Source organism: Acidovorax sp. 59 (assembly GCF_002754175.1).
Taxonomy (GTDB): domain Bacteria; phylum Pseudomonadota; class Gammaproteobacteria; order Burkholderiales; family Burkholderiaceae_C; genus Acidovorax; species Acidovorax delafieldii.
The window spans coordinates 3636657-3660597 of sequence record NZ_PEET01000001.1 but is presented as its reverse complement, the minus strand read 5'-3'; the positions used below and the strand labels follow the sequence as shown (position 1 = coordinate 3660597).

17 protein-coding genes and 1 pseudogene are annotated in these 23941 nt (G+C 55.7%); 16 read left to right on the top strand and 2 right to left on the bottom strand.

The features are described from left to right. Positions 1-18: 18 nt before the first annotated feature. Positions 19-768, top strand: a complete 750-nt coding sequence (locus CLU87_RS16675; protein ID WP_099731158.1) for an electron transfer flavoprotein subunit beta/FixA family protein — start codon at positions 19-21, stop codon at positions 766-768. Continuing rightward, a complete protein-coding gene (locus CLU87_RS16670) occupies positions 769-1701 on the top strand; it encodes an electron transfer flavoprotein subunit alpha/FixB family protein (RefSeq protein WP_099730800.1) in 933 nt (310 codons plus the stop codon). Between the two features lie 187 nt (positions 1702-1888). Here CLU87_RS16670 and CLU87_RS16665 read toward each other — a convergent pair. Further along, a pseudogene (locus CLU87_RS16665) lies at positions 1889-3214 on the bottom strand (MmgE/PrpD family protein). 1 nt (position 3215) lies between these two features. Continuing rightward, a complete protein-coding gene (locus CLU87_RS16660; RefSeq protein WP_255409876.1) occupies positions 3216-3869 on the bottom strand; it encodes an alpha/beta fold hydrolase in 654 nt (217 codons plus the stop codon). 458 nt (positions 3870-4327) lie between these two features. Here CLU87_RS16660 and CLU87_RS16655 point away from each other — a divergent pair, with 458 nt between their 5' ends. The 14 genes from CLU87_RS16655 to asnB all read left to right on the top strand — a co-directional run bounded on the left by CLU87_RS16655 (position 4328) and on the right by asnB (position 23934). After that, on the top strand, positions 4328-4819 hold the full coding sequence (locus tag CLU87_RS16655) for a DUF2304 domain-containing protein (protein ID WP_369804323.1): 492 nt from the start codon (positions 4328-4330) through the stop codon (positions 4817-4819). Between the two features lie 8 nt (positions 4820-4827). Then, complete coding sequence (locus CLU87_RS16650) at positions 4828-6312, top strand: mannose-1-phosphate guanylyltransferase/mannose-6-phosphate isomerase (protein WP_099731155.1); 1485 nt, start codon at positions 4828-4830, stop codon at positions 6310-6312. Between the two features lie 71 nt (positions 6313-6383). Further along, positions 6384-7679, top strand: coding sequence for a nucleotide sugar dehydrogenase (locus CLU87_RS16645; protein ID WP_099731154.1), 1296 nt, complete (start codon positions 6384-6386; stop codon positions 7677-7679). 37 nt (positions 7680-7716) lie between these two features. Then, a complete protein-coding gene (locus tag CLU87_RS16640) occupies positions 7717-8667 on the top strand; it encodes a Gfo/Idh/MocA family protein (protein WP_099731153.1) in 951 nt (316 codons plus the stop codon). After that, positions 8664-9254 carry an acyltransferase gene (locus CLU87_RS16635; RefSeq protein ID WP_099731152.1) on the top strand — a complete coding sequence of 197 codons (591 nt, stop codon included), beginning with the start codon at positions 8664-8666 and terminating at the stop codon, positions 9252-9254. The genes CLU87_RS16640 and CLU87_RS16635 overlap by 4 nt, the downstream gene beginning before the upstream one ends. 32 nt (positions 9255-9286) lie before the next feature. Then, entirely contained in the window at positions 9287-10378 is a 1092-nt protein-coding gene (locus CLU87_RS16630; RefSeq protein ID WP_099732216.1) for a DegT/DnrJ/EryC1/StrS aminotransferase family protein, read from the top strand. Between the two features lie 11 nt (positions 10379-10389). Continuing rightward, a complete protein-coding gene (locus CLU87_RS16625) occupies positions 10390-11385 on the top strand; it encodes a glycosyltransferase family 2 protein (RefSeq protein WP_099731151.1) in 996 nt (331 codons plus the stop codon). Positions 11386-11391: 6 nt separating this feature from the next. Further along, positions 11392-12708, top strand: coding sequence for a lipopolysaccharide biosynthesis protein (locus CLU87_RS16620; protein ID WP_099731150.1), 1317 nt, complete (start codon positions 11392-11394; stop codon positions 12706-12708). A gap of 9 nt (positions 12709-12717) precedes the next feature. Further along, positions 12718-14793 (top strand): hypothetical protein, encoded by a 2076-nt coding sequence (locus CLU87_RS16615; RefSeq protein WP_099731149.1) that lies wholly within the window; start codon positions 12718-12720, stop codon positions 14791-14793. Beyond that, positions 14790-17867, top strand: a complete 3078-nt coding sequence (locus CLU87_RS23175) for a hypothetical protein (protein WP_143227286.1) — start codon at positions 14790-14792, stop codon at positions 17865-17867. The genes CLU87_RS16615 and CLU87_RS23175 overlap by 4 nt, the downstream gene beginning before the upstream one ends. A 49-nt stretch (positions 17868-17916) precedes the next feature. Continuing rightward, positions 17917-20439: a glycosyltransferase family 39 protein gene (locus tag CLU87_RS16605; protein ID WP_099731147.1), complete on the top strand. Its 2523-nt coding sequence runs from the start codon at positions 17917-17919 to the stop codon at positions 20437-20439. Positions 20440-20454: 15 nt separating this feature from the next. After that, the gene (locus tag CLU87_RS16600) at positions 20455-21246 is read left to right on the top strand and encodes an ABC transporter permease (protein WP_158236084.1); all 792 of its coding nucleotides are present in this window, start codon (positions 20455-20457) and stop codon (positions 21244-21246) included. 5 nt (positions 21247-21251) lie between these two features. Next, complete coding sequence (locus CLU87_RS16595) at positions 21252-22031, top strand: ABC transporter ATP-binding protein (protein ID WP_099731145.1); 780 nt, start codon at positions 21252-21254, stop codon at positions 22029-22031. 10 nt (positions 22032-22041) lie between these two features. Beyond that, positions 22042-23934 (top strand): asparagine synthase (glutamine-hydrolyzing), encoded by a 1893-nt coding sequence (gene asnB, locus CLU87_RS16590; RefSeq protein WP_099731144.1) that lies wholly within the window; start codon positions 22042-22044, stop codon positions 23932-23934. Positions 23935-23941 lie beyond the last annotated feature (7 nt).

Sequence of the window (23941 nt, the reverse complement as noted above, 5' to 3'; positions counted from 1 at the left end):
AAGTGAGCTGATCGACCTATGAAAATTCTCGTTCCCGTCAAGCGCGTGGTGGACTACAACGTGAAGGTCCGCGTGAAGTCGGACAACACGGGTGTGGACATCGCCAACGTGAAGATGAGCATGAACCCCTTTGACGAAATCGCCGTTGAAGAGGCCGTGCGCCTGAAAGAAAAAGGCCTGGTGACCGAAGTCATCGCAGTCTCTTGCGGCGTGGCCCAGTGCCAGGAAACCCTGCGCACGGCCATGGCCATTGGTGCCGACCGCGCCATCCTGGTGGAAACCGACGTCGAACTGCAGCCCCTGGCCGTCGCCAAGATCTTGAAGGCCCTGGTGGACAAAGAGCAACCCTCGCTCATCATCCTGGGCAAACAAGCCATCGACGACGACGCCAACCAGACCGGCCAGATGCTGGCGGCCCTGGCCGACCTGCCCCAGGCCACGTTCGCCAGCAAGGTTGAACTGGCTGCAGACAAGGTCAGCGTGACCCGCGAAGTGGACGGCGGCCTGGAAACCCTGGCCCTGACGCTGCCCGCCGTCATCACCACCGACCTGCGCCTGAACGAGCCCCGCTACGTCACCTTGCCCAACATCATGAAGGCCAAGAAAAAGCAGCTCGATACCGTCAAGCCCGAAGACCTCGGTGTGGACGTGGCCCCGCGCCTGAAGACCCTCAAGGTGACCGAGCCCGCCAAGCGCGGCGCTGGCATCAAGGTGGCCGACGTGGCCGCCCTGGTCGAAAAACTCAAGAACGAAGCGAAGGTGATCTAAATGTCGGTACTCGTTATTGCTGAACACGACAACGCGTCCATCAAGGGCGCCACGCTGAACACCGTCACGGCCGCAGTGGCCTGCGGCGGCGACGTGCACGTGCTGGTGGCCGGCCACAACGCCGGAGCTGCTGCACAGGCCGCCTCCAAAATAGCCGGTGTTGCCAAGGTCATCCACGCCGACGCCCCTGGCCTGGAACACGGCCTGGCAGAAAACGTGGCCGCGCAAGTGCTCGCCATCGCATCCAACTACAGCCACATCCTGTTCCCGGCGACTGCTGGCGGCAAGAACGTGGCCCCCCGCGTGGCGGCCAAGCTCGATGTGGCCCAGATCAGCGACATCACCAAGGTGATCGCAGCCGATACGTTTGAGCGCCCCATCTACGCCGGCAACGCCATTGCCACCGTGCAAAGCCAAGATGCCGTCAAGATCATCACCGTGCGCACCACCGGCTTTGACGCCGCAGCCGCCACCGGTGGCAGCGCACAAGTTGAAATCGCCGCCGCCACGGCCGACGCAGGCAAGAGCAGCTTCGTGGGCAGCGAAATCGCCAAGAGCGACCGCCCCGAGCTGACCGCTGCCAAGATCATCGTCTCCGGTGGTCGTGCGCTGGGCAGCAAGGAAAAGTTCGACGAAGTCATGACGCCCCTGGCCGACAAGCTGGGCGCCGCCCTGGGTGCCAGCCGCGCAGCGGTGGACGCAGGCTACGCACCGAACGACTGGCAAGTGGGCCAGACGGGCAAGATCGTGGCACCGCAGCTGTATGTGGCCGCCGGTATCTCGGGTGCTATCCAGCACTTGGCGGGCATGAAGGACTCCAAGGTGATCGTGGCGATCAACAAGGACCCTGAGGCGCCGATCTTCAGCGTGGCCGACTACGGGCTGGAAGCGGATCTGTTCACGGCTGTGCCTGAACTGGTCAAGGCCCTGTAAGAACGCCCCTGTGCACACAAAGGCATCGCTCGCGATGCCTTTTTTTGATGGGACCCGCTTGTGGCTATGACCGCTATGCGGACGATACCGTGAGTTCGGCTATCCGAATCGAACGGCAGCAACCGCTGCATTGCGGTCGCCTAGCGCCAGTTCTTAGAACACTCCAAGCGACCTAGCGCTGATGGACCTAAAACAAATCGTTGCGACTGTCGAGAGCCCAGATCTTCTCCAACAGGGCCCTAGCTTGAGTTGCACCAATGACCGGTTCTGCAAGCTCCAAGAATTTGTCTTCAAGTTCGGCATCTGTGAGAGCCAGCTCAGGATCTCCCTTGCGGTTGGGCTGCAAATGTGTGAGCCGACGACCATCCACAGTCTCTATCTCGATGCGGGCGGAGCGCTGCCCTGGGAATGCTGCGTCAAGAGCCGGATCCACCTCAACAGTCATACGCTCCATCAGAGCGCGTGTACGTACATCATCCAGTCGATCTGGCTCGTAAGCCGCCAAGCGAACGCTGCCATGTGACAGCGCAGTGGCGACGACATAGGTCAGGCTGAATCGCGCTTCGTTGGCCGTTGTGGGGCGGGTGTAGCAAGCAATGTCCAGGGCGGGGCGGTAGGTCGCAACCCGCACGCTCTTGATTTCGTCCGCCCGAAGATTGTGGCGCTCTCGCAGCTCCAGCGCGCCATCAATGGCTGCAAACGTGTGTCCGCAGCCAATGTGGTTTTTGAAGGTCAGTCGAGTGATGTGGAAATCTTGACCCAGCGTTACGCCGATGGTCGACCAATCCGGGCCGTTGCTCATGGCTTGCCCCAGCCCGACTTCTCCATCCAGTACATCCAACGATCCGGTCAGGCCCTGCGAGGCCAATTGCGCTGCCAACAAGCCAGCCTCTGCGGCGCGCCCTGCGTGCAGTGGTTTAGACATCGAGTCCATGCGGAACGCCTGCTGAAGCCCTGCCGCAAACGTCGCGGCGGTCGCGAGCGCGTGGGCGAACGCGGTGCCGTCGAGGCGCATGACTCCGCCCACGGCAGCCGCCGCACCAAAACTGCCTACCGTGCCGGTGCTGTGCCAGAACTTGTAATGAGGTCGGCCCATGACCACCCCGATGCGAGTGGAGACCTCTTACCCAAGCACAACCCCCCGCAGAAAATCGAGGCCTGCAACGCCAAGGTCCTGCCCTGCAGCCAATGCGGCCGCGATGGTCGCTGCGCCAGGGTGGTACATCGCATCGCGGAAGCTGTCATCCACCTCGGCCGCATGCGCTGCAGCGCCGTTGATGAGCGCGGCCGTACGTGCCGTACTTGTACGTCCGTTACCTAGGAGGGATCGACCACGGTCGAGGTCATCTGCGAGGGTCTTCTCCAGGATAGCCACGGGCGGCGTATTCAAACCTGGGAACAAAGAGGCGTACCAATCGATCACGGCACGCTTGGCGTGGTGAATAACATCACCAGAAAGCGGCTGGCGCTGGAATTCGGTGGCATACCGTGCGAATACTTCTGTAGCGTGCATTTCAGGTTTTCTGACAAGGAGAAAATTTTTGATCAAACCAGTTCAATAGCAGGCTGTTCACATCGCTGGCCGCCTCGTACTGCACCCAGTGGCCTGAACGGGGAACGACCACCGAAGTGCAGGGTCCACGGCGCTGCATGAGCATGGATGCAGTGGAATGTGGATGGGCAGTGACGTCATGCTCCCCCCAAGCAAGCAGCACAGGGCCTGTGTACCTTTCCATCAGTTGTGGCAACTGAGAGGAACGGGAGATACGCTTACTATGAAACCGAGTCTGCAGGCATGACTGCGTATGGATCGCGAGAGCTGTGGTGTCGAGACTGTTGACGTTGTGGAGCATGTGCATCATCAGGTTGTGGCGCATAGCTGCGTCAAACTCCACCCAGTCCTCTCGCTCAAGCGCAGGCTTCCAGTTGCGCAGTTCGCCCTTGGGACGGCCTTCGCCTCCATGGCCGGCGGGCCCCAGGAGCGCAAGGCATGAAATGGCGCTGCGTTCGGCTGACAGCCCGGCAGCGACCAGACCGCCAAAAGAGAATCCAGCCACACCTACTGGAGCATCCGGCCCCACTAACCGATCAAGAGAATGGCCGACCAGAGCCACCATCGCCTCGAGCGTGTGATCGGCCGGTAAGGATGAATCCCCATAGCCAGGCAGATCGGACAGCCGTCAGGGCACGCGCTGTCTGTGATCTGGAGCCCAAAATAGTTAGAGCTCATCGATTTTCGGATGCAGTTCGTCGCGCGTTCATCGTGCGGCCCAAGCGCATTTCTGAAACGGTGGACGAAATCGTCAGCCAGCTTACTTCCAGAAGCTCCTTGTCGCTCTGTGGACCCACTGTCAGGGATGTGCACGAAGAGATTGAGCGGGCCATCGAACAAGCATAACAGTCAGCATGGAGCGGATCTGAAAGCGCCCTAGGAGCGAACGCTAGATCGGAGGGGGCAGATATCCCGCCCCACATCCGCGATTGCAAACGCATTGGGGTCGCTTGCGCCATAAATCATTGGCGCTAGAGCCTTCTCGGGGACATGAGCACACGCATCATGGAGCGGGTGACTGGCGTTCAGCATCTATACAATCTGTAATCAGGCAGCGATCCGGTTCCGTGGGGCGTGCCAAGCTTCAGATCGATTCATCTGATCCATGCCCCCGAGTGGCCCGCACTGAAGCTGTTCACCGCTGAGCCTCTGAATATCCAGGCTGCTATCAAGCATCACAAAAATGGGAGTTCAATGGCGTCCTTGCAAATGACAACTGCACTGCTGGGCATTGGCTTGGCGGCGGTGATTCTGTATCTGGTTCGGCGAGATCACCTGTACGTGATGCACGGCCTGTTCTGGGTCGCCGTGGCTGCGTTCGCTGCGCTTTTGGGAGCCTGGCCCGGGTTGATTGACCGTTTGGCGCGGATTTTGGGGATCAGCTACTCGCCAGCGCTGTTGCTGCTCGGTGCCTGCATGGTGTTGCTGGTCAAGGCCTTGCATGCAGACATGGTCAACACGCGCATAGAGCGTGACGTGCGCCGCCTGAATCAACGGCTTGCCTTGCTGGAGGCCGATTTGGCAACCATGCGCCAAGCTGAACGCACCGACTCTGCGACTTCGTGAACCGCCCCATGCTTCTTCCCGTCATTCTTTGCGGCGGCTCTGGCACACGCCTTTGGCCTTTGTCGCGCGAAACTTTACCCAAGCAATTTCTTGCGCTGACGGGTGAGCACACACTGCTTCAGCAGACGGTGCTTCGCCTGGGTGGTCTTTCCCGTGATGTGCCGCAGGCCCCAACCCCTGTGCTGGTCTGCAACGAAGAGCATCGGTTTGTGGTGGCCAGCCAATTGCAGGAAGTTGGCATCGAGCATGCTCGTATCCTGCTGGAGCCGGCTGCGCGCAACACCGCGCCTGCGCTCACCCTGGCTGCACTGCAGGCCCAGTCGTGCGGCGAGGATCCCGTCATGCTTGCAATGCCTGCAGACCATGTGGTCGGCAATGTTTCCGCCTTTCACGAGGCCGTGCAAGATGCTTATGCTGGGGCTTGCCAGGGGCATGTAGTGACCTTCGGGGTTGTGCCCCACTACCCTGAAACGGGGTATGGATACATCCAGTGCCATGCCGAACCCGCTGGGCGCATTGCGTCGGGCCCATCCATCCGGTCTGAGCCGTTGTTGCGTCAGGTAGAGCGGTTTACCGAAAAACCTCCTCTGGAACTTGCCCAGAAGTATCTGCAGTCCGGTGCTCATTTCTGGAACAGCGGCATGTTCATGCTGAAGGGCAGTACGTGGCTGCGAGCCTTGGGGCATTGCCGCGCTGACATTCTTGCCGCCTGCACATCGGCCATGCAGGCCGCTCGTCAAGACCTCGACTTTGTTCGTCCCGATGCTGCACTGTTCGCTGGATGCCCTTCGGATTCGATTGATTACGCCGTCATGGAGCGGCTGCCCGCCTGCTCTGAATTAGGCATTCCCCTGTCCATGGTGCCATTGCAGGCCGGGTGGTCTGACGTGGGGGCTTGGGATGCCCTGTGGAGTCAGGTCCAGCGAGACCCACAGGGCAATGCCCTGGTGGGTAGCGCTGTGGTGCAGCAGGGCTGCACTGACTCCCTTTTGCTGTCCAGCAGCCGGTTTGTTGCTGGCGTGGGGCTGGACAATGTCGTGGTGGTGGAGACGCCAGATGCAGTGCTGGTGGCCGACAAGCGCCGGACGCAGGACGTCAAGCAGGTGGTCGCCCAACTGGCGCAGGCAGGCCATGCGCTTGCGCGCACCCATCGCAAAGTACACCGCCCGTGGGGATGGTACGACTGCCTTGATAAAGGCGAGCGATTCCAGGTCAAGCGCATCGTGGTGAACCCTGGCGCATCGCTGAGCCTGCAAATGCATCACCATCGCGCTGAGCATTGGGTGGTGGTGCAGGGCGTGGCCGAGGTCACGAATGGTGAGGACACCTATCTGCTGGAGGCCAACCAATCCACCTACATTCCTGTCGGTCGCGTGCACCGATTAGCCAATCCTTCCGAGGTGCCGCTCGAGATCATCGAAGTGCAGTCAGGCGAGTATCTTGGGGAGGACGATATTGTTCGATTCGATGACCGCTATGGTCGAACCTTATAGTTTCGGGTTGGGTGGAGTGGGCGTGGTGCGCGTGTATTGAGGCAAATGGCCCTCATTGATTCAAAAGAAATATGAAACTGGACAACGCAAAAATTGCTGTGGTGGGTCTTGGCTATGTGGGGCTGCCCCTGGCTGTTGAGTTTGGGAAGCACCGAGAGGTGATGGGATTCGACATCAACGACCACCGTATCAGTGAGCTCGCGCAAGGCAAAGACACGACCTTGGAAGTCAGCACGGAAGACCTTCAGGCAGCCACGCATCTGCGCTTCACTTCAGATGCATCGGCACTGGGTGATTGCCAGATCTTCATTGTGACCGTGCCCACGCCAGTGGATAAGGCCAACCGGCCCGATATGACGCCACTGGTGCGAGCCAGCGAAACCATTGGTAAGGTCATGCCCGCGGGTGCTGTTGTGATCTATGAATCGACGGTGTACCCCGGTGCAACGGAGGAAGTCTGCGTGCCCGTGCTGGAGCGGGCCAGCGGCAAAACCTTCAATCGTGATTTCTACTGTGGATACAGCCCGGAGCGCATCAACCCAGGCGACAAGGTCAATACGCTCACAAAAATCAAAAAAATCACCAGTGGAAGCACTCCTGAGGTGGCAGATGCCGTGGATGTGCTGTATGGCAGCATCATCAAGGCGGGAACCCACAAAGCCAGCAGCCTGAAGGTTGCGGAGGCCGCCAAGGTCATTGAAAACACCCAGCGAGACCTGAACATTGCACTGGTCAACGAGTTGTCGGTGATTTTTGATCGCCTGGGGATCGATACGCTGGATGTTTTGGAGGCCGCAGGCAGCAAGTGGAACTTCCTGCCCTTCCGTCCCGGCCTGGTGGGGGGGCACTGTATTGGCGTAGATCCATACTACCTCACCCACAAAGCCGAGGAAGTGGGCTATCACCCGCAAGTGATCCTGGCCGGGCGGCGAATCAACGACAACATGGGGCGTTACGTCGCCAGGAACACCATTCGCCTGATGCTCCGCAACGGCATGGATGTGCCACGTTGCCGAATCGGCGTGCTCGGCATCACCTTCAAGGAAAACTGCCCGGACATCCGTAACAGCAAAGTGGTGGACATGGTGCGCGAATTTGAAGGCTGGGGGGCGCATGTCGTGGTTGCGGACCCTTGGGCCAATGCAGACGAGGTTCGTCACGAGTATGGTTTGGCACTGGACCGCGTAGATGCCGACCACCCTGTGGATGCGCTGGTGGTGGCTGTCGGTCACAACGAATTTCGGGCCTGCACACCAGGGCAATTGCGCGCCTTTTGCCGGGGTGAAAAGCCCGTGCTGGCCGATGTGAAAAGCCTCTACAACAGGCACTTGGCACTGGCCGCGGGATTCACGGTATTCCGCCTTTGAAACGCCCCTACGCTCTCAGAATTCTCAAGATTTCCGCATGAAAAATTTTGCACTCATTGGCGCAGCTGGCTACATTGCCCCCAGGCACATGCGCGCCATCAAGGACACGGGCAATCATCTGGCCGTGGCTTACGACATCAATGACTCGGTGGGCATCATCGACAGCATTTCGCCGCAAAGTGACTTCTTCACAGAGTTTGAGCGGTTTGCTGAGCATGCGCACCAACTCAGGCGTCATCCCGCGACAGCGCTGGATTACGTTTCCATCTGCTCACCCAACTATTTGCACCATGCCCATATTGCCGCCGGCTTGCGGCTTGGTTGTGATGTCATCTGTGAGAAGCCCCTGGTACCAACGCCGCAGCTGATGGATGAACTGGCCCGCATCGAGCAGGAAACAGGCAAGCGCGTCTTCAATATTCTGCAACTGCGCCACCATGACGCGATTTTGAAACTGCGCGACAAGGTGGCAGCGGCACCGCATGACACCAAGTTTGATGTCGAACTGACTTACATCACATCGCGTGGCAAATGGTATGCCGAAAGCTGGAAGGGGGACCCACGCAAATCGTTCGGTGTAGCGACCAACATTGGGGTGCATTTCTTTGACATGCTGCACTTCATCTTTGGCAAGCTGCAGGAAAACCGCATCCATCTGAGCCAGGAAAGCAAGGCCGCTGGTTATCTGGAATATGAACGGGCGCGGGTGCGCTGGTTTTTGTCCATCGACGCGAACGACCTGCCGGATGAAGTCAAGGGCAAGAAGCCAACCTACCGCAACATCGACATCAGCGGCGAACAACTGGAGTTTTCAGAAGGTTTTACCGACCTGCACACCACCAGTTACCGCGAGATTCTGGCGGGCCGGGGATATGGTTTGGCCGATGCAAGGCACTGTATTGAGACGGTGGATGTGATTCGCAGTGCATCGATTGCAGTGGGTGCAGATGAGCGGGTGCATCCGTTTCTCAAGGGTTTGAAGCGATGAGCTACACGGTTCACCCTACGGCGATCATAGACGGAGGAGCTCGCATAGGTGCGGGATCTCGCATATGGCATTGGGTTCACATCAGCGGTGGTGCGTCAATTGGTGAGCACTGTTCACTCGGACAGGGTGTCTTTGTAGGTAACGATGTACATATCGGGCACAACGTCAAAATCCAAAACAATGTGAGTGTCTATGACGCCGTGACACTAGAGGACGATGTTTTTTGTGGACCCAGTATGGTGTTCACAAATGTCTACAACCCCCGTGCCGCAGTGGTGCGTAAGAACGAGTACCGACGAACCCTTGTCAGGCGGGGCGCTACGCTGGGTGCCAATTGCACCGTGGTATGTGGCGTAACTATTGGAAGTTATGCCTTTGTAGGTGCAGGTGCGGTAGTTCAAAAGGATGTGCCGGCGTTTGCGCTTGTTGTTGGGGTGCCAGCGCGGCAAATTGGATGGATGAGTCGCCATGGTGAGCGCTTGCCTCTACCTCTATCTGGCGAGGCGACGGCAGCCTGCCCCCACACTGGAGATATCTACTCGCTGCGAGGCAGTGTTTGCACCCTTGAGCAGGGGGCAGAATTTTGACCAAAGCTCAGTCTATGGAAGCGTGCCTGCAAATGCAATTCATCGATCTCAAAAGCCAGTATCAGGTTCTCAAGAGTGAAATTGATGCTCGGATTCACAGGGTACTGGATCATGGGCAGTACATCATGGGACCTGAGGTTGCAGAGATGGAGGAGGCCCTTGCTGCGTATACGGGGTCTCGCCATTGCATCAGTTGCGCTTCGGGTACAGAAGCCCTGTTGATGTCGCTTATGGCCCTTGGCATCGGCCCGGGTGATGAGGTGATTACTACCCCATTTACCTTTGCGGCAACGGTTGAAACAATCGTTCTTCTAGGTGCCAAACCTATTTATGTAGATATTGAGGTTGATACATGTCTCATTGATGCAAAAGCTATTGCATCAAAAATCACATCTCGCACTAAAGCGATCATGCCTGTTTCTCTTTATGGGCAGGTTTCAGATATGGATAGCATTAATGCAGTTGCTTCCGCTCACGGTATTTCTGTAATTGAAGATGGTGCACAGAGTTTTGGTGCCACTTACAAAGGGCGCAAGAGTTGTAATCTTTCTACTATCGGTTGTACAAGTTTCTTCCCTAGCAAGCCATTGGGCTGTTATGGAGATGGTGGCGCAGTTTTTACCAATGACGACATAATCGCCAAAGCTTTGAGGGAAATACGAGTCCACGGACAAGAAAGGCGTTACTACCACACGCGTTTAGGGCTCGGTGGTCGCATGGATACGATTCAATGCGCCGTTGTGCTTGCTAAGCTTCAGCGCTTTGATTGGGAAGTCGAGCGTCGACTCAGGCTTGGTGCCATCTATAGAGAGCGCCTTTTATCTACTTGCTGCAAGGCGCAACTTCTGGCAGTGCGGCCAGACCGTAATTGTGTATGGGCCCAATACACGGTGTTCGTAGAGAGTCGTGAGACGGTGCAGCAGCATTTGCATGCTAAAGGTATTCCTACTGCAGTGCATTATCCCTTGTCGCTAAATCGGCAGCCTGCATATCGTGATGATGTGTCTGCCTTGCAAACTCTCAATAGTCATTGGGCTGCTGATCATGTAATGAGTTTGCCTATGAGCGCAGACTTGCAAGAGGCTGATATTGAGCGCGTTGTCTCTGCTATGGCAAGTATCTAAAGGATTTGGAAATGTATCGAAATAAGCGTATCGCTGTGGTGGTTCCTGCATACAACGAAGAAACGCAGATTGCCAAAGTGATTGACACAATGCCTGGATGGGTTGACATGATTGTGATCATCAATGATTGCAGTCGGGATCGAACGTCAGAGGTAATCAGGCAGCATGAGCGCTGCAGGGCCGGGCTTGTGACATTAATTGAGCATTCCGTCAATCAAGGTGTAGGCGGAGCTATTGCAACAGGCTATAAATGGGCCCGTGATGCCGCGTATGATATTGCCGTTGTGATGGCGGGGGATGGTCAGATGGATCCGGCGGATCTTCCCGCAATTTTAGATCCTGTAGTCGATGATGAGGCTGATTACACAAAAGGCAATCGACTGGTTACAGGTGAGGCATTTAGGAAGATTCCGAAAATTCGATTCTTTGGTAACTCGGCTCTTTCATTGTTTACCAAGATTGCATCCGGTTATTGGCATGTTGCGGATTCGCAAACTGGATATACGGCTATCAACTTAGTGGCTCTGCAGGCTATCAATTGGGACCTAATGTATAAGCGTTACGGTCAGCCCAACGATCTTCTGGTGAAATTGAACGTTGCAGGCATGCGAGTGGTCGATGTACCGATTGAGCCGGTCTATAACGTCGGAGAGAAGTCTGGCATTAAGGTGCGCAAGGTGATTTTCACTATAGGGTCACTTCTGGTGCGACTGTTCTTCTGGCGTCTTAAGGAGAAGTACATCATTCGTAATTTTCATCCGCTGGTGTTTTTCTATGCATTCGGCTTTTTTAGCATTGGCGTGAGTTGTCTCATGTTCATCCGGCTGTTAGGCCTCTGGATTGGCAGTGGGAGTGTGCCTGAGATTACTTTTTTGAGTTGGCTGTTCTCATTTTCATTGGGATTCAACTCTCTGTTTTTCGCGATGTGGTTTGATTATGAAGAGAACAAGCATCTGAATCCCCCACTGCGTACACGAGACGTTCGGGGCCGCAGGAGCCCCCGCTGAGCGTTCATGATCGTATCGGTACTTCACACCGTGGCGCATAGTTTGAGACGGCACAAGCTGTCTCAAGATATTGCATTCAGCTTGGGCAGTTTTGCCGTTCTGGCATCAAGCGGCATTGTCATCAATATAGCTGTTGCTATGCTGCGCGATGCAGCCGCGCTGGGGGTTTTCAACCTCGCCTATGCAGTCTATATCGTCGCCTCGCAGATTGCCAGTTGGGGGGTGCATTATTCGGTGTTGCGTCATAGTGCTTTCCATTCCGACAGTGCTCCTGACCGGGCTGTCATGCTTGGTAGTGCGGGTTGCTTGGTATTGTTGTTCGGGACACTGGGAGCTGCGGCGCTTTGGCTGGCTCAACCGTTGTTTGCTCAGCTTTTCAAAAATGATGTCACGGCTGCAGCCATCGCTTTCAGTGCAGGTGGACTGGCACTGTTTCCCTTTAATAAGGTTCTGCTGGCGTATCTCAATGGCCTGCGGCACATGCGGGCGCATGCGGTTCTGCAGGCGCTGCGCTACATCTTGGTCATGGCAGGGGTTGTGGGCATTGCGGCCTCGGGGCTTTCCATGGCTGTCAGCACACTTGCGTTCCTGCTGGCTGAGGTCGTCACGTGCTTGGCCGCTTTGATTTTCATCGCGCGTGCCAAGCTGTGTCTGCTTCCTCGGGTCGGTGCAACTTGGTGTCGATTGCACTTGGCATTTGGTAGCAAAAGTTTTCCTGCAGGCATGTTCGCGGAGGTCAACTCCCGCATCGATGTGTTGATGATTGGTTTCTTCCTTACAGACAGAGCTGTGGGAATCTACAGTTTTGCAGCAATGCTTGTCGATGGGGCATATCACGTGCTGGCTATGGTGCGGCTCAACTTCAATCCAGTTCTAGTGGCGGCACTACGGCTGAATGATGTTGCTCAGTTGCGCACGCTTCGTGCTCAAGCCGCGAGGTATGCGCTGCCTGCGTTGCTGGTTCTTTCTTTAGGTTTGGTTGTTGCCTACATGGCCGCAAGCGCATGGATCATTCCGGGCAAGGGCCTGGACGAAGGGTTGCCGTCGCTGATCATTCTCCTGATTGGCCTGAACCTCATTGGTACGTGGATTCCCTTCGACAATCTCATGCTTGTGTCTGGCAGACCGGGCTATCAGGCGGTGCAGCAATTGGTGGCTGTTGGCGCAAATGTGCTTGGTTCATGCTTATTGTTGCCGTACCTGGGACTGGAGGGTGCTGCTTTGGGCACTGCGATCAGTTATGTTGCAGGCACCGCAGCGTTATTCGTGCTTTCCCGGCAACTCATCGGCTGGCGACTCTTTACCAATACTTGGCGTAACTGATTACCTATCATGTGTGGAATTTTCGGGCTTCTTTTTCAGTCGCAGGCTTCTGTTGATCGCAACTCGGTCAAGGCGATGTTGGAACGGCTCTACCTTTTGTCTGAGAGCCGAGGCAAGGAATCCGCTGGGTTCCATGCGTATCTGCCTGCGCAACGCGAAGCCTGGACGGTCAAGGGCGCGCAGTCTGCATCGCTATTCATACGCAGTGATGAATACCGCGAGGTGCTGGAGCGGGTCCTTGACACCGGACTTGACGCTCAAGCCTCCTCGGGCAATCAACCGATGGCCATCTTGGCTCACTCCAGGTTGGTGACCAACGGTACTGCGGCCCTTCCGCAAAACAACCAGCCTGTCCGTTCGGGCCATATCAGTATCATTCACAACGGCATCGTGGTGAACGTGGAAGAGCTGTGGACCTCGCACAGCAACTTGCCACGAATGGCCGAGGTAGATACAGAAGTGCTCGCTGCACAACTGGACGCTTTCATGCGCCTATCCAAGGACCCGGTCGCCGCAACCCGTGCCATCTATTTGGAACTTGAGGGCGCAGCCTCCATTGCCTGGACTCACAGCGAAACTGGCTTAGTAACGCTGGCAACAAATACGGGTGATCTCCACATGGCGGTGGATGCCCAACAGCAAGTATTGGTCTTCGCTTCTGAGCGTTACATTCTAGAAAGCGTTTTAGACAGCCGAGATGGCAAGTCCGGTTTTCCGCTCTCGACTGCAATTGAATGGATCGAAGCCGGCACCGGCTTGGTTTTCGACGTGACGGGACAGCAACCTGCATCCCGGTTCAAGATTGCAACGTTGGAAGACGGGCAAGAGGCCTCTGTGCAGGAGGCAAACCATGCGGACGGCCAAACTGCGTTGACACCGCTGCAGCATTTCGAACGCCATGTGGGCCATCCCGGGGCACCCTCTGTACTCCGGCGCTCTGCTGACGAGTCGCTGGTCAAGTTCGGCGAAACTCGAGTTAAAGGGCTACGCCGGTGCACTTGCTGTGTGCTCCCGGAGACGTTTCCGTATATCCACTTTGACTCTGCGGGTGTCTGCAATTATTGCCGTTCATACCGCCGCCGGTTCGCTGGCATGCACCCAGAGAAGACGCGTGCGGATTTCATTACTTCGCTGGAGCGCTACCGTCGAAGCGCGCCAGGCCCTGATGTCATCGTGCCATTCAGTGGTGGCCGTGACAGCAGTTATGGACTTCATCTTATCAAGAAGGAATTTGGCCTCAAGCCGGTGACCTTCACCTATGACTGGGGCATGGTGACAGACCTCGCACGGCGTAACGTAGCGCGGCTCTGTGGCCAACTGGGCATACAGAACATTTTGGTTTCTGCGGACATCAAGACGAAGCGGGAAAATATTCGCAAGAATGTTGCGGCATGGCTGCGAAAGCCCGACCTGGGTATGGTTCCGCTCTTCATGGCCGGTGACAAGCACTTCTTTCGCGTTGTGAACATGCTCAAAAAGCAAACCGGCATATCGCTTGACCTATGGTGCGCCAACCCGCTTGAGAATACCGACTTCAAATCCGGCTTCTGCAACGTCTCACCCGATTTCGAGAAGCGACGGGTAGATTACCTCTCGATGGGGCGCAAGGCCAAACTGGCAAGTCACTATGCTTTTCAGTTTCTCAAGAATCCGGGTTATTTGAACAGCTCCTTGGCAGATACGTTCGGAGCATTTCTTGCGTACTACGTTGAGCCCCGAAAAGATTTCTATTTCATTTTCGACCACTTCATCTGGAACGAAGATAAGGTCAACCAGACGCTGATTGGCGAATACGACTGGGAGCTCTCTCCTGATTCTCCGAGCACATGGCGTATTGGCGATGGAACGGCACCCTTCTACAACTATATCTACATGACGGCCCGCGGCTTCACTGAGTTTGATACCTTCCGTAGTAACCAGATTCGCGAGGGGCAGATCACCAGGGAATATGCCATGCTCGCCATCATGGAAGAGAATCGGCCGCGTGTTCCTTCCTTGCGCTGGTATCTAGACACCATTGGACTAGACTTCAACGACACGATCCGCCGCATCAACTCCCTAGACACGCTGGGTTTGCACGCATGACTTGGGCCATTGTGGAACAGGGCGTGCGTTGGTGCAGCGCGGTTGGTGTACTGGTTCTGACGACTGGCTCAATGGCATTTGGGCAGCCGAGCCAAGTTGCAGATAGTGATTGGTCAACAGTGGCCCGAAGCCTCTACGCCAATATCGACCAGACTGTGCCCGGAAGAGGCACCACCGATTATCCGGGTCACACTATTGACAGTATTCCAAAGGCAACCGCCATGGTGCTGTTGGCGGAGTTGGATCGTGCTGATTTGAGGTTCGAGCCACAAAAGAAGTCGCTCGTTCGCCTTGCTGGACGTTGGTTACTGGAACACGCGGACGAAAATCATGACGGGGTGATAGGCTGGGGGGTGCCTGTCGCGTGGGATGCCTATGGTGATGGTTCCGTAAATCCGGCGCACTCGGAATACACGATTTCGACGGCTATCGTCGTCGACGCACTAATGACATGGCGTGCTCGCGATCCTGCTGCTCCCGGCAAGGAAATTCTCGATAAGGTTGGGCGGGCCTTTGATCCCTATTTGAACCTTGCGATGCGAAGCCCGAGCGGCTTGGTTCCATATTCGCTTAGGGATTCTGACCGTCCATACGACACTTTTAATCCAGCTGCCTACATGGCAGGGCAGCTGCAACGCTACAGCTGGATGGTGCGCGATGCATCACGCCAGGCAGCGTTGCGAGCCGTAGCAGACGCAACAATGGAATCACTGCTGCGCCATCGTCAGGTCTCGGCCCGCAAGAGTTGGTATTGGAATTATTCGGTACAGGAAAACGTACCGAATGACTTGCCGCACGCGGGCTACGTCATCGACGGAATACGAACTTACATGGCCTATGGAGGTCGCCTTTCGGGGCTGTTCGATCGGTATGCCGTGCTGGGCCACATACGTGACTTCCCAATTGAGGGCGGTACTGTTCGTGGCTGGCCTGGATTTCGTGGGGACGTTAAGACAGCAGCGCGGTCTTATGACCTAGGTTTTGCAATGTATTTGGCTTGTTCGGAGGAAGGCTTGACTAATTTGCGGCCGTCTCTGTACGGCACATTGCACCGATACCGCATGTCAGACGGGCGCTACGCGAAGTATCCGCAGGGCGCTGACAATGCCAGCCCTCTGGTCGTTGCTGAGTATGAAGCGTATCTCTATCGCGGCGTATTGGCTTGCATGCGTGCCCAGCGTGAAGCCTCAGGCGCGGGTTTGGAGTCTGCTAGGCAGATGGCGATTTCAGGGGCTTCCGAGGAGGTTGTGCGAGTGTCAGCGAGGGACGCTTTTGCTCAGACTGATTCAGTACCTTTGCTGGATCCATCACTCGGCTCGGTTGTGCTAGATAAGAATACGAAGGCAACCGTGTACCGTTCTGGTTTGACGCTAAAGTTTGAGGACGCAGGCATCCCGCTCGCGATACTTGAAGGGCGTGCGGGACGCTATGTGGTCTTCAGGCGCTTTCCAACCGACGCCCTCTGGTTAAAAAAACTAGATACCGACTCCAAGGTTCTTTGTGCCTTGCCCATTGTGCATGGTAATGTGAACCCACTTTTTCGAGCGGCAGCCCTGCATGGGGATAGCATTTACTTAGCGTATTTTGATAATCCCTCGTCGGCCAACTGGTTGATTCGCTTCAAGGCCGAAAGTCTTTGCACAGAGCCGGGCGGAGTGCGTACGAAAATACCTTCTCTTGAGGATCCAGCAGGTACTACTTACGAAATGATTCCCGCCTTGCGGTTTTTGGTCAGTCCGCAAGATCGTCTCTATTTGGTCGGTGGAACCTTGGAGGCGCAGATTCATGAAGCGCAGATTCAGGTGCGCCGAGTGCCAGGATGCCGCCACGTAGTGGAGTCTGTGGCTACGCCTAGCGGGCTGGCACATCTCTGCGTCACACCGTCCCCCATTGACAGTGGGCCGCGAGAACTGCGCATCGTAGCGCCTTCCGGTATCGCTGTGCCTGCTGTGAATTCGGCCCAAGGCGCTGTTTGGGGCTTGGCGTGGTCGCAAGGGCGACTGCAGATTGAGCATGCTCGCTCGGCTGACCAATTGCGCAGTGTTTTCCTGCGTGACTTTTTATCAGCACAGCATTCAGGTTGGTTGGAGACGGGCCTCAGTAATGAGGAAGGCCGTATTCCTTGGTCTCAGGTTTATTACCTCAACGGGCTGCTCGATATGCTGGAGGTATCGCGCCGGAGCGAAGCCGCCTTCAGGATATTCGGGCCCCTCCTGGCGGCGGCAAGGCAGCGCCTGGATTTGGAAATCGGTCTCATCGATCAGCACTATGCTCAGGGTCGCTTCCAGACGCGGGCATTCACGGTTGACCGTAGCCGGGCTCTCTTCGCTGTGCAGACTGCGAGATTACTGCTTCTCTTTGAGCGCTACACGAAAGAGGTGTCTAGACCGAGGCAACTTGCATCCCTTATAACTCTCAAAAGGGATGTCTTGGAGTTGCGTAACCACATTGATGTGTTGGCCCGCAAGGGTGAAAAGCCTGAATGGATCAGCCCTGGTCAGGCACACTTGCGTTGGCCCAAGGGAAGTAAGTTCTATTTCGACGGCGTTGCGGTTCCTTACAACCATCAAAACGAATGGGCTTATGCGGTTGCAGTAGTGGCCGACCCTAACAAGGACGCCGCTTCTTACCGTGCGGCGCGTGAAATAGCTCAGTTGTTCATTGGTCATGTGGCTCCCGACGGTAATCTACCAGAGGATGGAGTTTGGAATTACTGGTGGGGCCAGGCCTTCGATGGTTGGAGCCGTCTCGATGATGTCTCGAAGAACAAGCCCGAGTATCCGGGTGACAAGGGCAAGGCCTGGATATCGTTTCGCACAATCGATGCGATGTCTCTGATAGCGGTTACGCGTCAGGGGTCTCCTTTGCTGCACAAAAATGTTGTGAACAGTACTGCTGCACTAGCTGCAAGGGGTTTGCTCTATCCGCTGGTCAATCAAAGCCTAGTGTCTGAGACGGGGGCGCTTCATTTGAGTCCCAAAGTCGCAAATGGTTACTCCCGTTTAACTTCGCCGTGGGAATTGGCTAATGCAGTGTGGAGCTTGTCGCGCCTTGCGCCCGAGGTTGAACCTTGACTGAAGAGTGTGTAATTGAGTCGGGGGGTTACAGCGCAGGAGATGTGAAATGATGTCCAACCCAACTGCTGCATGGGGAGGGTTGGTCTTTTTGATTATCCTCTCCACGTTTCTAGCATTCCTAATTGCGCGTGCGTTACCTTGGCAAACGCGCTGGAGTGGTGAGCTCCTGGTAGTTCCCACTGCGCTTGCCTTGGGACCCTTTATCTTGGGTATTTGCAGCGTGCTGATCTGCTTGATGGCTGAAGGAGTCTCCCTGCAAGTCCAAGTATTGATCATCACAGCGGTCATGGTGAGCGTGGGTGGGCTACTTTTAAAATTCAGTAGAAATCTGAAGAACTCAGAGTTTTCTGGCATACAGTGGTTGCCTGCTTCGGGCGGAGAATGGATTCTCCTTTTCGTGCTTCTCATTTGTGCAGCCGATATTCTGTATCTCGCCATACGGTTGCCCCTGACCGAGAACGACGCATTGGAATACGGTTTGGTGGGGCGTGCCATTTTTGAGGCGCGCACTCTGAGCGTGTATCCACTCCTGAATGCCGATTCAGTGGCATCTGGATTCTTTGCACCATGGACCCACCCGCCGTTGTATCCCAGCCTTGTCGCTTTGACCTATGGGCTTCAGGACACTGCGTCGCAGGCTGATCTAATGAAAGCGATCGCTCCATGGTTCACCTTGGGGGCTTCTTGCGGGTTGTTTGGTTTGGGGCGCTTGCACTCGCAACGAACGGGTTGGCTTGCTGCCATTCTTTTTTTGACGATACCTCTATTGGGGGTGGGGGCTCAGACCTCGGCTATCGATGCGCTCCCTGTGGCGGGGATGGTGTTGTTGCTCATCGCTCTGGTGGGTATCGACCGTAGTCGTAGAGGTGCGGCCCTGGCGATTGGCAGTCTGCTGGGGTTGGCTTTATGGACACATTCGCAGGCCATTCTGTACGCCCCCATTCTTGTCGTGGTTATAGTTGTCACGGGAGGACTGTCCGAGTGGCGCGCATCGACAGTGCTGGCATTCAAAAGCCTACTGATCGCAGCTGTATTTGCGTCGTATCCCTACCTGCGCAACATAGCCATTTACGGCACACCGATTTCCGATAACCCGGCGGTCTTTGCGCTGGGCGGCTTGGATTGGGACGGGTTTTTTCGTTATGCCAGGTCCATTTACGACTGGAGCACGCGTCTACAGTATGGATTGCTGAAAGGCTTTCTCGCTGTACACAGTTACGGTTTCGCATTCTGGGTCGCGGTTGTCGGCGCTATCTACCTGTTGACGGTAGTTTTAACGCCAGTTAAGAACTGGCGGGTCTTATTCAATGTTTCTGCGCAGCCCCTTGGCGCTGTCGTCCCGTTGATTGCCTTTCATGTACTTGCTATTTACTTTGGAGGAGTCGTGGCATCACTGGTCGTGGGAACCGACCTGATGATCAAGAATGATCGCTATCTGCTGGTGATTGCACCCGCCGTGGGGCTTTTGGGGGCGTGGGCTTGCATCGAGTTGCTGTATGCAAGGTGGAGTCAAAATGTAAGCTACCGTGCCAAATCCAAGCTCTTCGTCCAGCTGAGCGTGTGTATTTTGCTCTTTGGACATGCGTGTGCATTTTTGCTATATGGCAATTTGATGCAGTGGCTGCAGTTAGTTGATGTCACGTGGCATAAATCCGATCCTGCGCAGACACTGCCTGACCTGCCTCCCGTTATAGCAATGAAGGCTGATCCACTATTGGGTTGGGGGGGGATTCAGATGGTACGGCAGTTATCAAAAGAGGTGCCTTCTGATGCCCGTATCTTGGCGATGCGGCCTGCTGATTTTTACTACTCCGATCGTAGGATGCTCAGCTATTTGGATCCAAGAACGGTACCGCTTTATGAGCAGGCTCCCACCAAATTGGTCGATAGCTTGCAGCGACTAGGTGTGAACTACGTCCAAGTTTCCGACTATCTTATTCCTCCCGTTTCCAACTCTAGCGTGATGGTCTTGTTAAGTGATCCTGAGCTGACTGAATTGATCGTAGATACCAACTTTAATCAGCTCTATCGGCTGCGACTACCGGAGGAAAGAACTGAGCAGACACGCCGCATTTCACTCAGCCAAAATCTCTTTGACTGGGATTGGGTTGAGTATCCGCGCATTGGTGTAGGCGGCCCAGCATTTGCTTTGCGAGGTATGGGCAAAGGTAAGGTGACTATGCCTGGTTCCTTTTTTTCCACTAACTCGGTTTTCCCTCGTAGCTATAGCCACATGCTTCAGGTTGGCTTGACGACGAGTGGCAGTCAACTTGCAGGACCAATACCTGTCAAGAGTGGGAGGGAGTACGTTTTGAAACTGGACGTGGAAGGCGAGGGATTTATTCGTATCTGGGTTTGGAAAGGAAAGGAGCCCATAACTGATCCGGCATCTTGGAAGCAGACGTTGGCCGGTGATTTCGCGCTGTCTTCGAAAACCTCGCATTTAGCTTTCTCCAGGCGTATGCGTATCGATGGCGAGGTGTCCGGTGTTCGGATTGGGATCGAGCGCTATGGTGTCTCTCGCCTGACTGTGAAAAGCGCGACTCTGGTCGAATTGGATTCTGAATAAATGACAAGCACAAGCATGAAGCAATTTGGATTGCTGCTTCAGGACATTAAACAATCGTGCCAGACTTGGCGGTTTTGGATGCATCTGGGCTGGGAAGACATTGCCCGCCAATACCGACGCTCTTTTCTCGGTCCTGTATGGATCACGCTCAACACCGGGATTTTCATTGTGGTGTTCGGCCTGATTGGTGCGCAGCTCTTCAAGACCAGCGCGAGTGATTACCTTCCTTATCTCTGTGTTGGGCACATCCTCTTTACTTCGCTGTCGATGCTGGCCAATGAAGGCTGTCAGGTGTTTGTTCAGGCAGAGCCCTATCTCAAGCAGGCCCCTTTCCCAAAATTCGCCTTTATTTTCCGCGCTGTCTGGCGCAACCTCATTCTTCTCGCTCACAACATACCCATCTTGCTTTTGGTGCTGGGATTCACTTCGGGGGTAACGTCCGTGAAGCCGCTGTGGCTACTGCTGGGATTGGCGATGTTCGTGACTTGCGCGACCTTGGCTGTGGCTATTCTTGGACTTGTAGCGGCGCGTTTTCGAGATGTACCGATGATCGTGACCAGCTTGATGCAGATCGCGTTCTTTGTGACACCTGTGATGTGGAAGCCAGAACAACTGACCGAACGTGCCCAGTGGGCAGTGCGCCTCAATCCGTTAGCCGCCCTGCTGGATTTGGTGAGGTCTCCTCTGATTGGTACCCATCCATCTTCCGCATCGGTTGTTCTTGGGGGCGCGACCATGCTTGTGCTCTTTGTCCTTGCTCTTGTGCTCTACACCTTTGCTCGGCGCCGTATCGTGTATTGGATCTGACGTTTATGGCCCATCTCCAACTTTCCCGCGTCAGCGTGGACTTCCCGATTTTTTCTTCGCAGGCGCGAGGGCTTGTCAATTCAATCCTACGTTTTGATAGGGCGCTGCAGCAGCGCATCGAGAGCAAGGGGGGGGCTGGTGTCACTGTGCACGCTTTGCGCGATGTAGACATCCATCTTCGTACTGGCGACCGAGTAGCACTCATTGGCCGCAACGGGGCAGGGAAAACGACTCTGTTGCGTGTGATGTCTGGAATTTACGAGCCAGAGCAGGGGGAAATTCGGAGTGAGGGTAAGCTGACTGCGCTGACGGACCTACTGTTGGGTGTCGATCCCGAAGCCAGTGGATATGACTTTGTCATCACTCGAGGCATCGTCATGGGCCTTACCAGAGCCCAGGCAAAAGGCTTGTTTGCCGACGTCGAGGAGTTCACTGAATTGGGAGACTACCTGCATTTGCCCGTTCGGTCGTACTCCACGGGGATGCTTCTGCGTCTTGCATTCGCTGTCTCTACAGCCATCGTTCCAGACATTCTGTTGATGGATGAGATGATCGGAGTAGGGGACTCGCAGTTTCTTGATCGGGCTCACCGTAGGCTTGGTAAGCTGATGAACCAAGTTCAAATCTTGGTACTGGCTTCGCACAACGAAGAGATCCTCCGCGCTTTTTGCACGAAGGGTATTGTGATGGCCGAAGGTCGGGTAGTGCACCAAGGATCTCTGGAGGCGTGTCTCGAATTCCACAACGCATCCGACCCCTTGGTCACGCCTGCGTTGACTGCGTGAGGAACACAAGATGTGTGGAATTGCCGGGGGCGTTTGGCCGGTAGCCAACGAGGCGAAAATCGCTGGCAGCCTATTTGCATCACTGGATTTGATGGCTCGGCGTGGTCCGGATGACTCCGGATTTGAGACTTTACGCCAGGGACAAGCCATTATTGCCCTGGGTCAGCGGCGGTTGGCGGTAATCGATCCTACCCCTGCTGCCCATCAGCCGATGTTCAGCAAGGATGGGCGCTATCTGTTGATCTTTAACGGCGAGATCTACAACTACCGCGAATTACGTGCCGAACTGCAAGGTCTTGGCCGTCAGTTTCTTTCCACTTCCGATACAGAGGTCCTTTTACAGGCCTGGGCTCAATGGAGTGACGCAGCTCTCGAACGTTTTGTCGGCATGTTTGCGTTCGTCATTTTTGACCGCCATACCGCCACCCTTCATGGTGCCCGCGATCCATTTGGTATCAAGCCGCTGTATTTCCACCATGCGGATGACGGAGAGCTGTGTTTTGCGTCGGAAATTCCGGCTTTACGCGCCCTGCAGTCACGCGCTCCAACACTCAATTGGCAGGCTTCCTACGACTATCTAGTTCATGGGAATTACGACACGGGAACTGGTACATTTTTTGACCATATACATGCTTTGGCACCAGGGCATCGCTTCTGTTATGAGTTGGATTCAAAACAGCTCACACTGCATTCTTGGTGGAGTCCTCGCATTGCCCCAGTTCAGGGTCTGATATTCGAAGATGCAGCAGCAGAACTTCGCTCCCATTTACTGGGCAGTGTACGTTTGCACCTGCGCAGTGACGTTCCTTTGGGGGCTGCCCTGTCAGGTGGGCTGGATTCCTCCGCCATAGTCGGTTGCATGCGCCATCTCGAGCCTGACGCTCCCATCCACACGTTCAGCTTTATCGCATCCGGTAGTTCCGTTTCTGAGGAGCAATGGGTTGACTCCATGAATTCCCATGTGGGCGCGATCTCTCATAAAGTGAGTATTACCCCGGCAGAGCTGGCATCCGATCTGGACGACATGATTGCGACGCAGGGTGAGCCATTCGGTAGCACCAGTATTTATGCCCAGTATCGTGTGTTCAAGTTGGCTCGCGAGCGCGGCATCACTGTCACGCTCGATGGTCAGGGGGCTGATGAGCTGTGTGGCGGATACGTCGGTTACCCGGGGCCACGCATACGCAGTCTGTTGGATGAAGGCCGTTGGCTCGATGCGGCGGCTTTTCTTCTGCGTTGGAAAGAATGGCCGGGCAGGGCGGGGCTGGATGGGCTCAAGGCTGCCGTTGCGGAATTCACCAATGATGCCGCTTACCAAGCATTGCGTCGTCTGAATGGCGCAAAAGCGTGCCCATCTTGGCTGGATGGCAATCTGCTGGCCGATGCTGGCGTGGCCCTGCGTTTCCCGCGAGAGCTACCTCCCCAGACGGGGCCGGGGAGGCGGTTGGTGGCTGAGTTGGCCCGTTCGCTGCATGGCGTGGGCTTACCCGCTCTGTTACGGCACGGTGATCGCAACTCCATGCGTTTTTCGGTGGAAAGTCGGGTGCCGTTTCTGACGACGACCCTTGCAGACTTTATGTTGACCTTGCCTGAGGAGTATCTGGTTTCACCTTTGGGCGAGACCAAACATTTGCTCCGCAAGGCCATGCGGGGGTTGGTGCCAGACGAAATACTCGATCGGCGGGACAAGATCGGTTTTGCAACGCCTGAGCAAGCGTGGCTCATGCAGATGGCTCCACAGGTGCGCGAATGGCTGCGGTATCCGTTGGGTTTGCCTTTTTTCCGTCAGGATGAAGTGTTGAAAGCCTTCGATGAGGTGGTCGCTGGGCGGCGTCCGTTCAGCTGGCAGGTGTGGCGCTGGATCAACTTCACGCGCTGGTATGCGCGACAGTTCGCTGTCTGAGGTAGTT

Coding starts and splice junctions, on each gene's coding strand:
- CLU87_RS16675 (WP_099731158.1), top strand. CDS start 19: ATGAAAATTCTCGTTCCCGTCAAGCGCGTGGTGGACTACAACGTGAAG.
- CLU87_RS16670 (WP_099730800.1), top strand. CDS start 769: ATGTCGGTACTCGTTATTGCTGAACACGACAACGCGTCCATCAAGGGC.
- CLU87_RS16650 (WP_099731155.1), top strand. CDS start 4,828: ATGCTTCTTCCCGTCATTCTTTGCGGCGGCTCTGGCACACGCCTTTGG.
- CLU87_RS16645 (WP_099731154.1), top strand. CDS start 6,384: ATGAAACTGGACAACGCAAAAATTGCTGTGGTGGGTCTTGGCTATGTG.
- CLU87_RS16640 (WP_099731153.1), top strand. CDS start 7,717: ATGAAAAATTTTGCACTCATTGGCGCAGCTGGCTACATTGCCCCCAGG.
- CLU87_RS16635 (WP_099731152.1), top strand. CDS start 8,664: ATGAGCTACACGGTTCACCCTACGGCGATCATAGACGGAGGAGCTCGC.
- CLU87_RS16630 (WP_099732216.1), top strand. CDS start 9,287: ATGCAATTCATCGATCTCAAAAGCCAGTATCAGGTTCTCAAGAGTGAA.
- CLU87_RS16625 (WP_099731151.1), top strand. CDS start 10,390: ATGTATCGAAATAAGCGTATCGCTGTGGTGGTTCCTGCATACAACGAA.
- CLU87_RS16620 (WP_099731150.1), top strand. CDS start 11,392: ATGATCGTATCGGTACTTCACACCGTGGCGCATAGTTTGAGACGGCAC.
- CLU87_RS16615 (WP_099731149.1), top strand. CDS start 12,718: ATGTGTGGAATTTTCGGGCTTCTTTTTCAGTCGCAGGCTTCTGTTGAT.
- CLU87_RS23175 (WP_143227286.1), top strand. CDS start 14,790: ATGACTTGGGCCATTGTGGAACAGGGCGTGCGTTGGTGCAGCGCGGTT.
- CLU87_RS16605 (WP_099731147.1), top strand. CDS start 17,917: ATGATGTCCAACCCAACTGCTGCATGGGGAGGGTTGGTCTTTTTGATT.
- CLU87_RS16600 (WP_158236084.1), top strand. CDS start 20,455: ATGAAGCAATTTGGATTGCTGCTTCAGGACATTAAACAATCGTGCCAG.
- CLU87_RS16595 (WP_099731145.1), top strand. CDS start 21,252: ATGGCCCATCTCCAACTTTCCCGCGTCAGCGTGGACTTCCCGATTTTT.
- asnB (WP_099731144.1), top strand. CDS start 22,042: ATGTGTGGAATTGCCGGGGGCGTTTGGCCGGTAGCCAACGAGGCGAAA.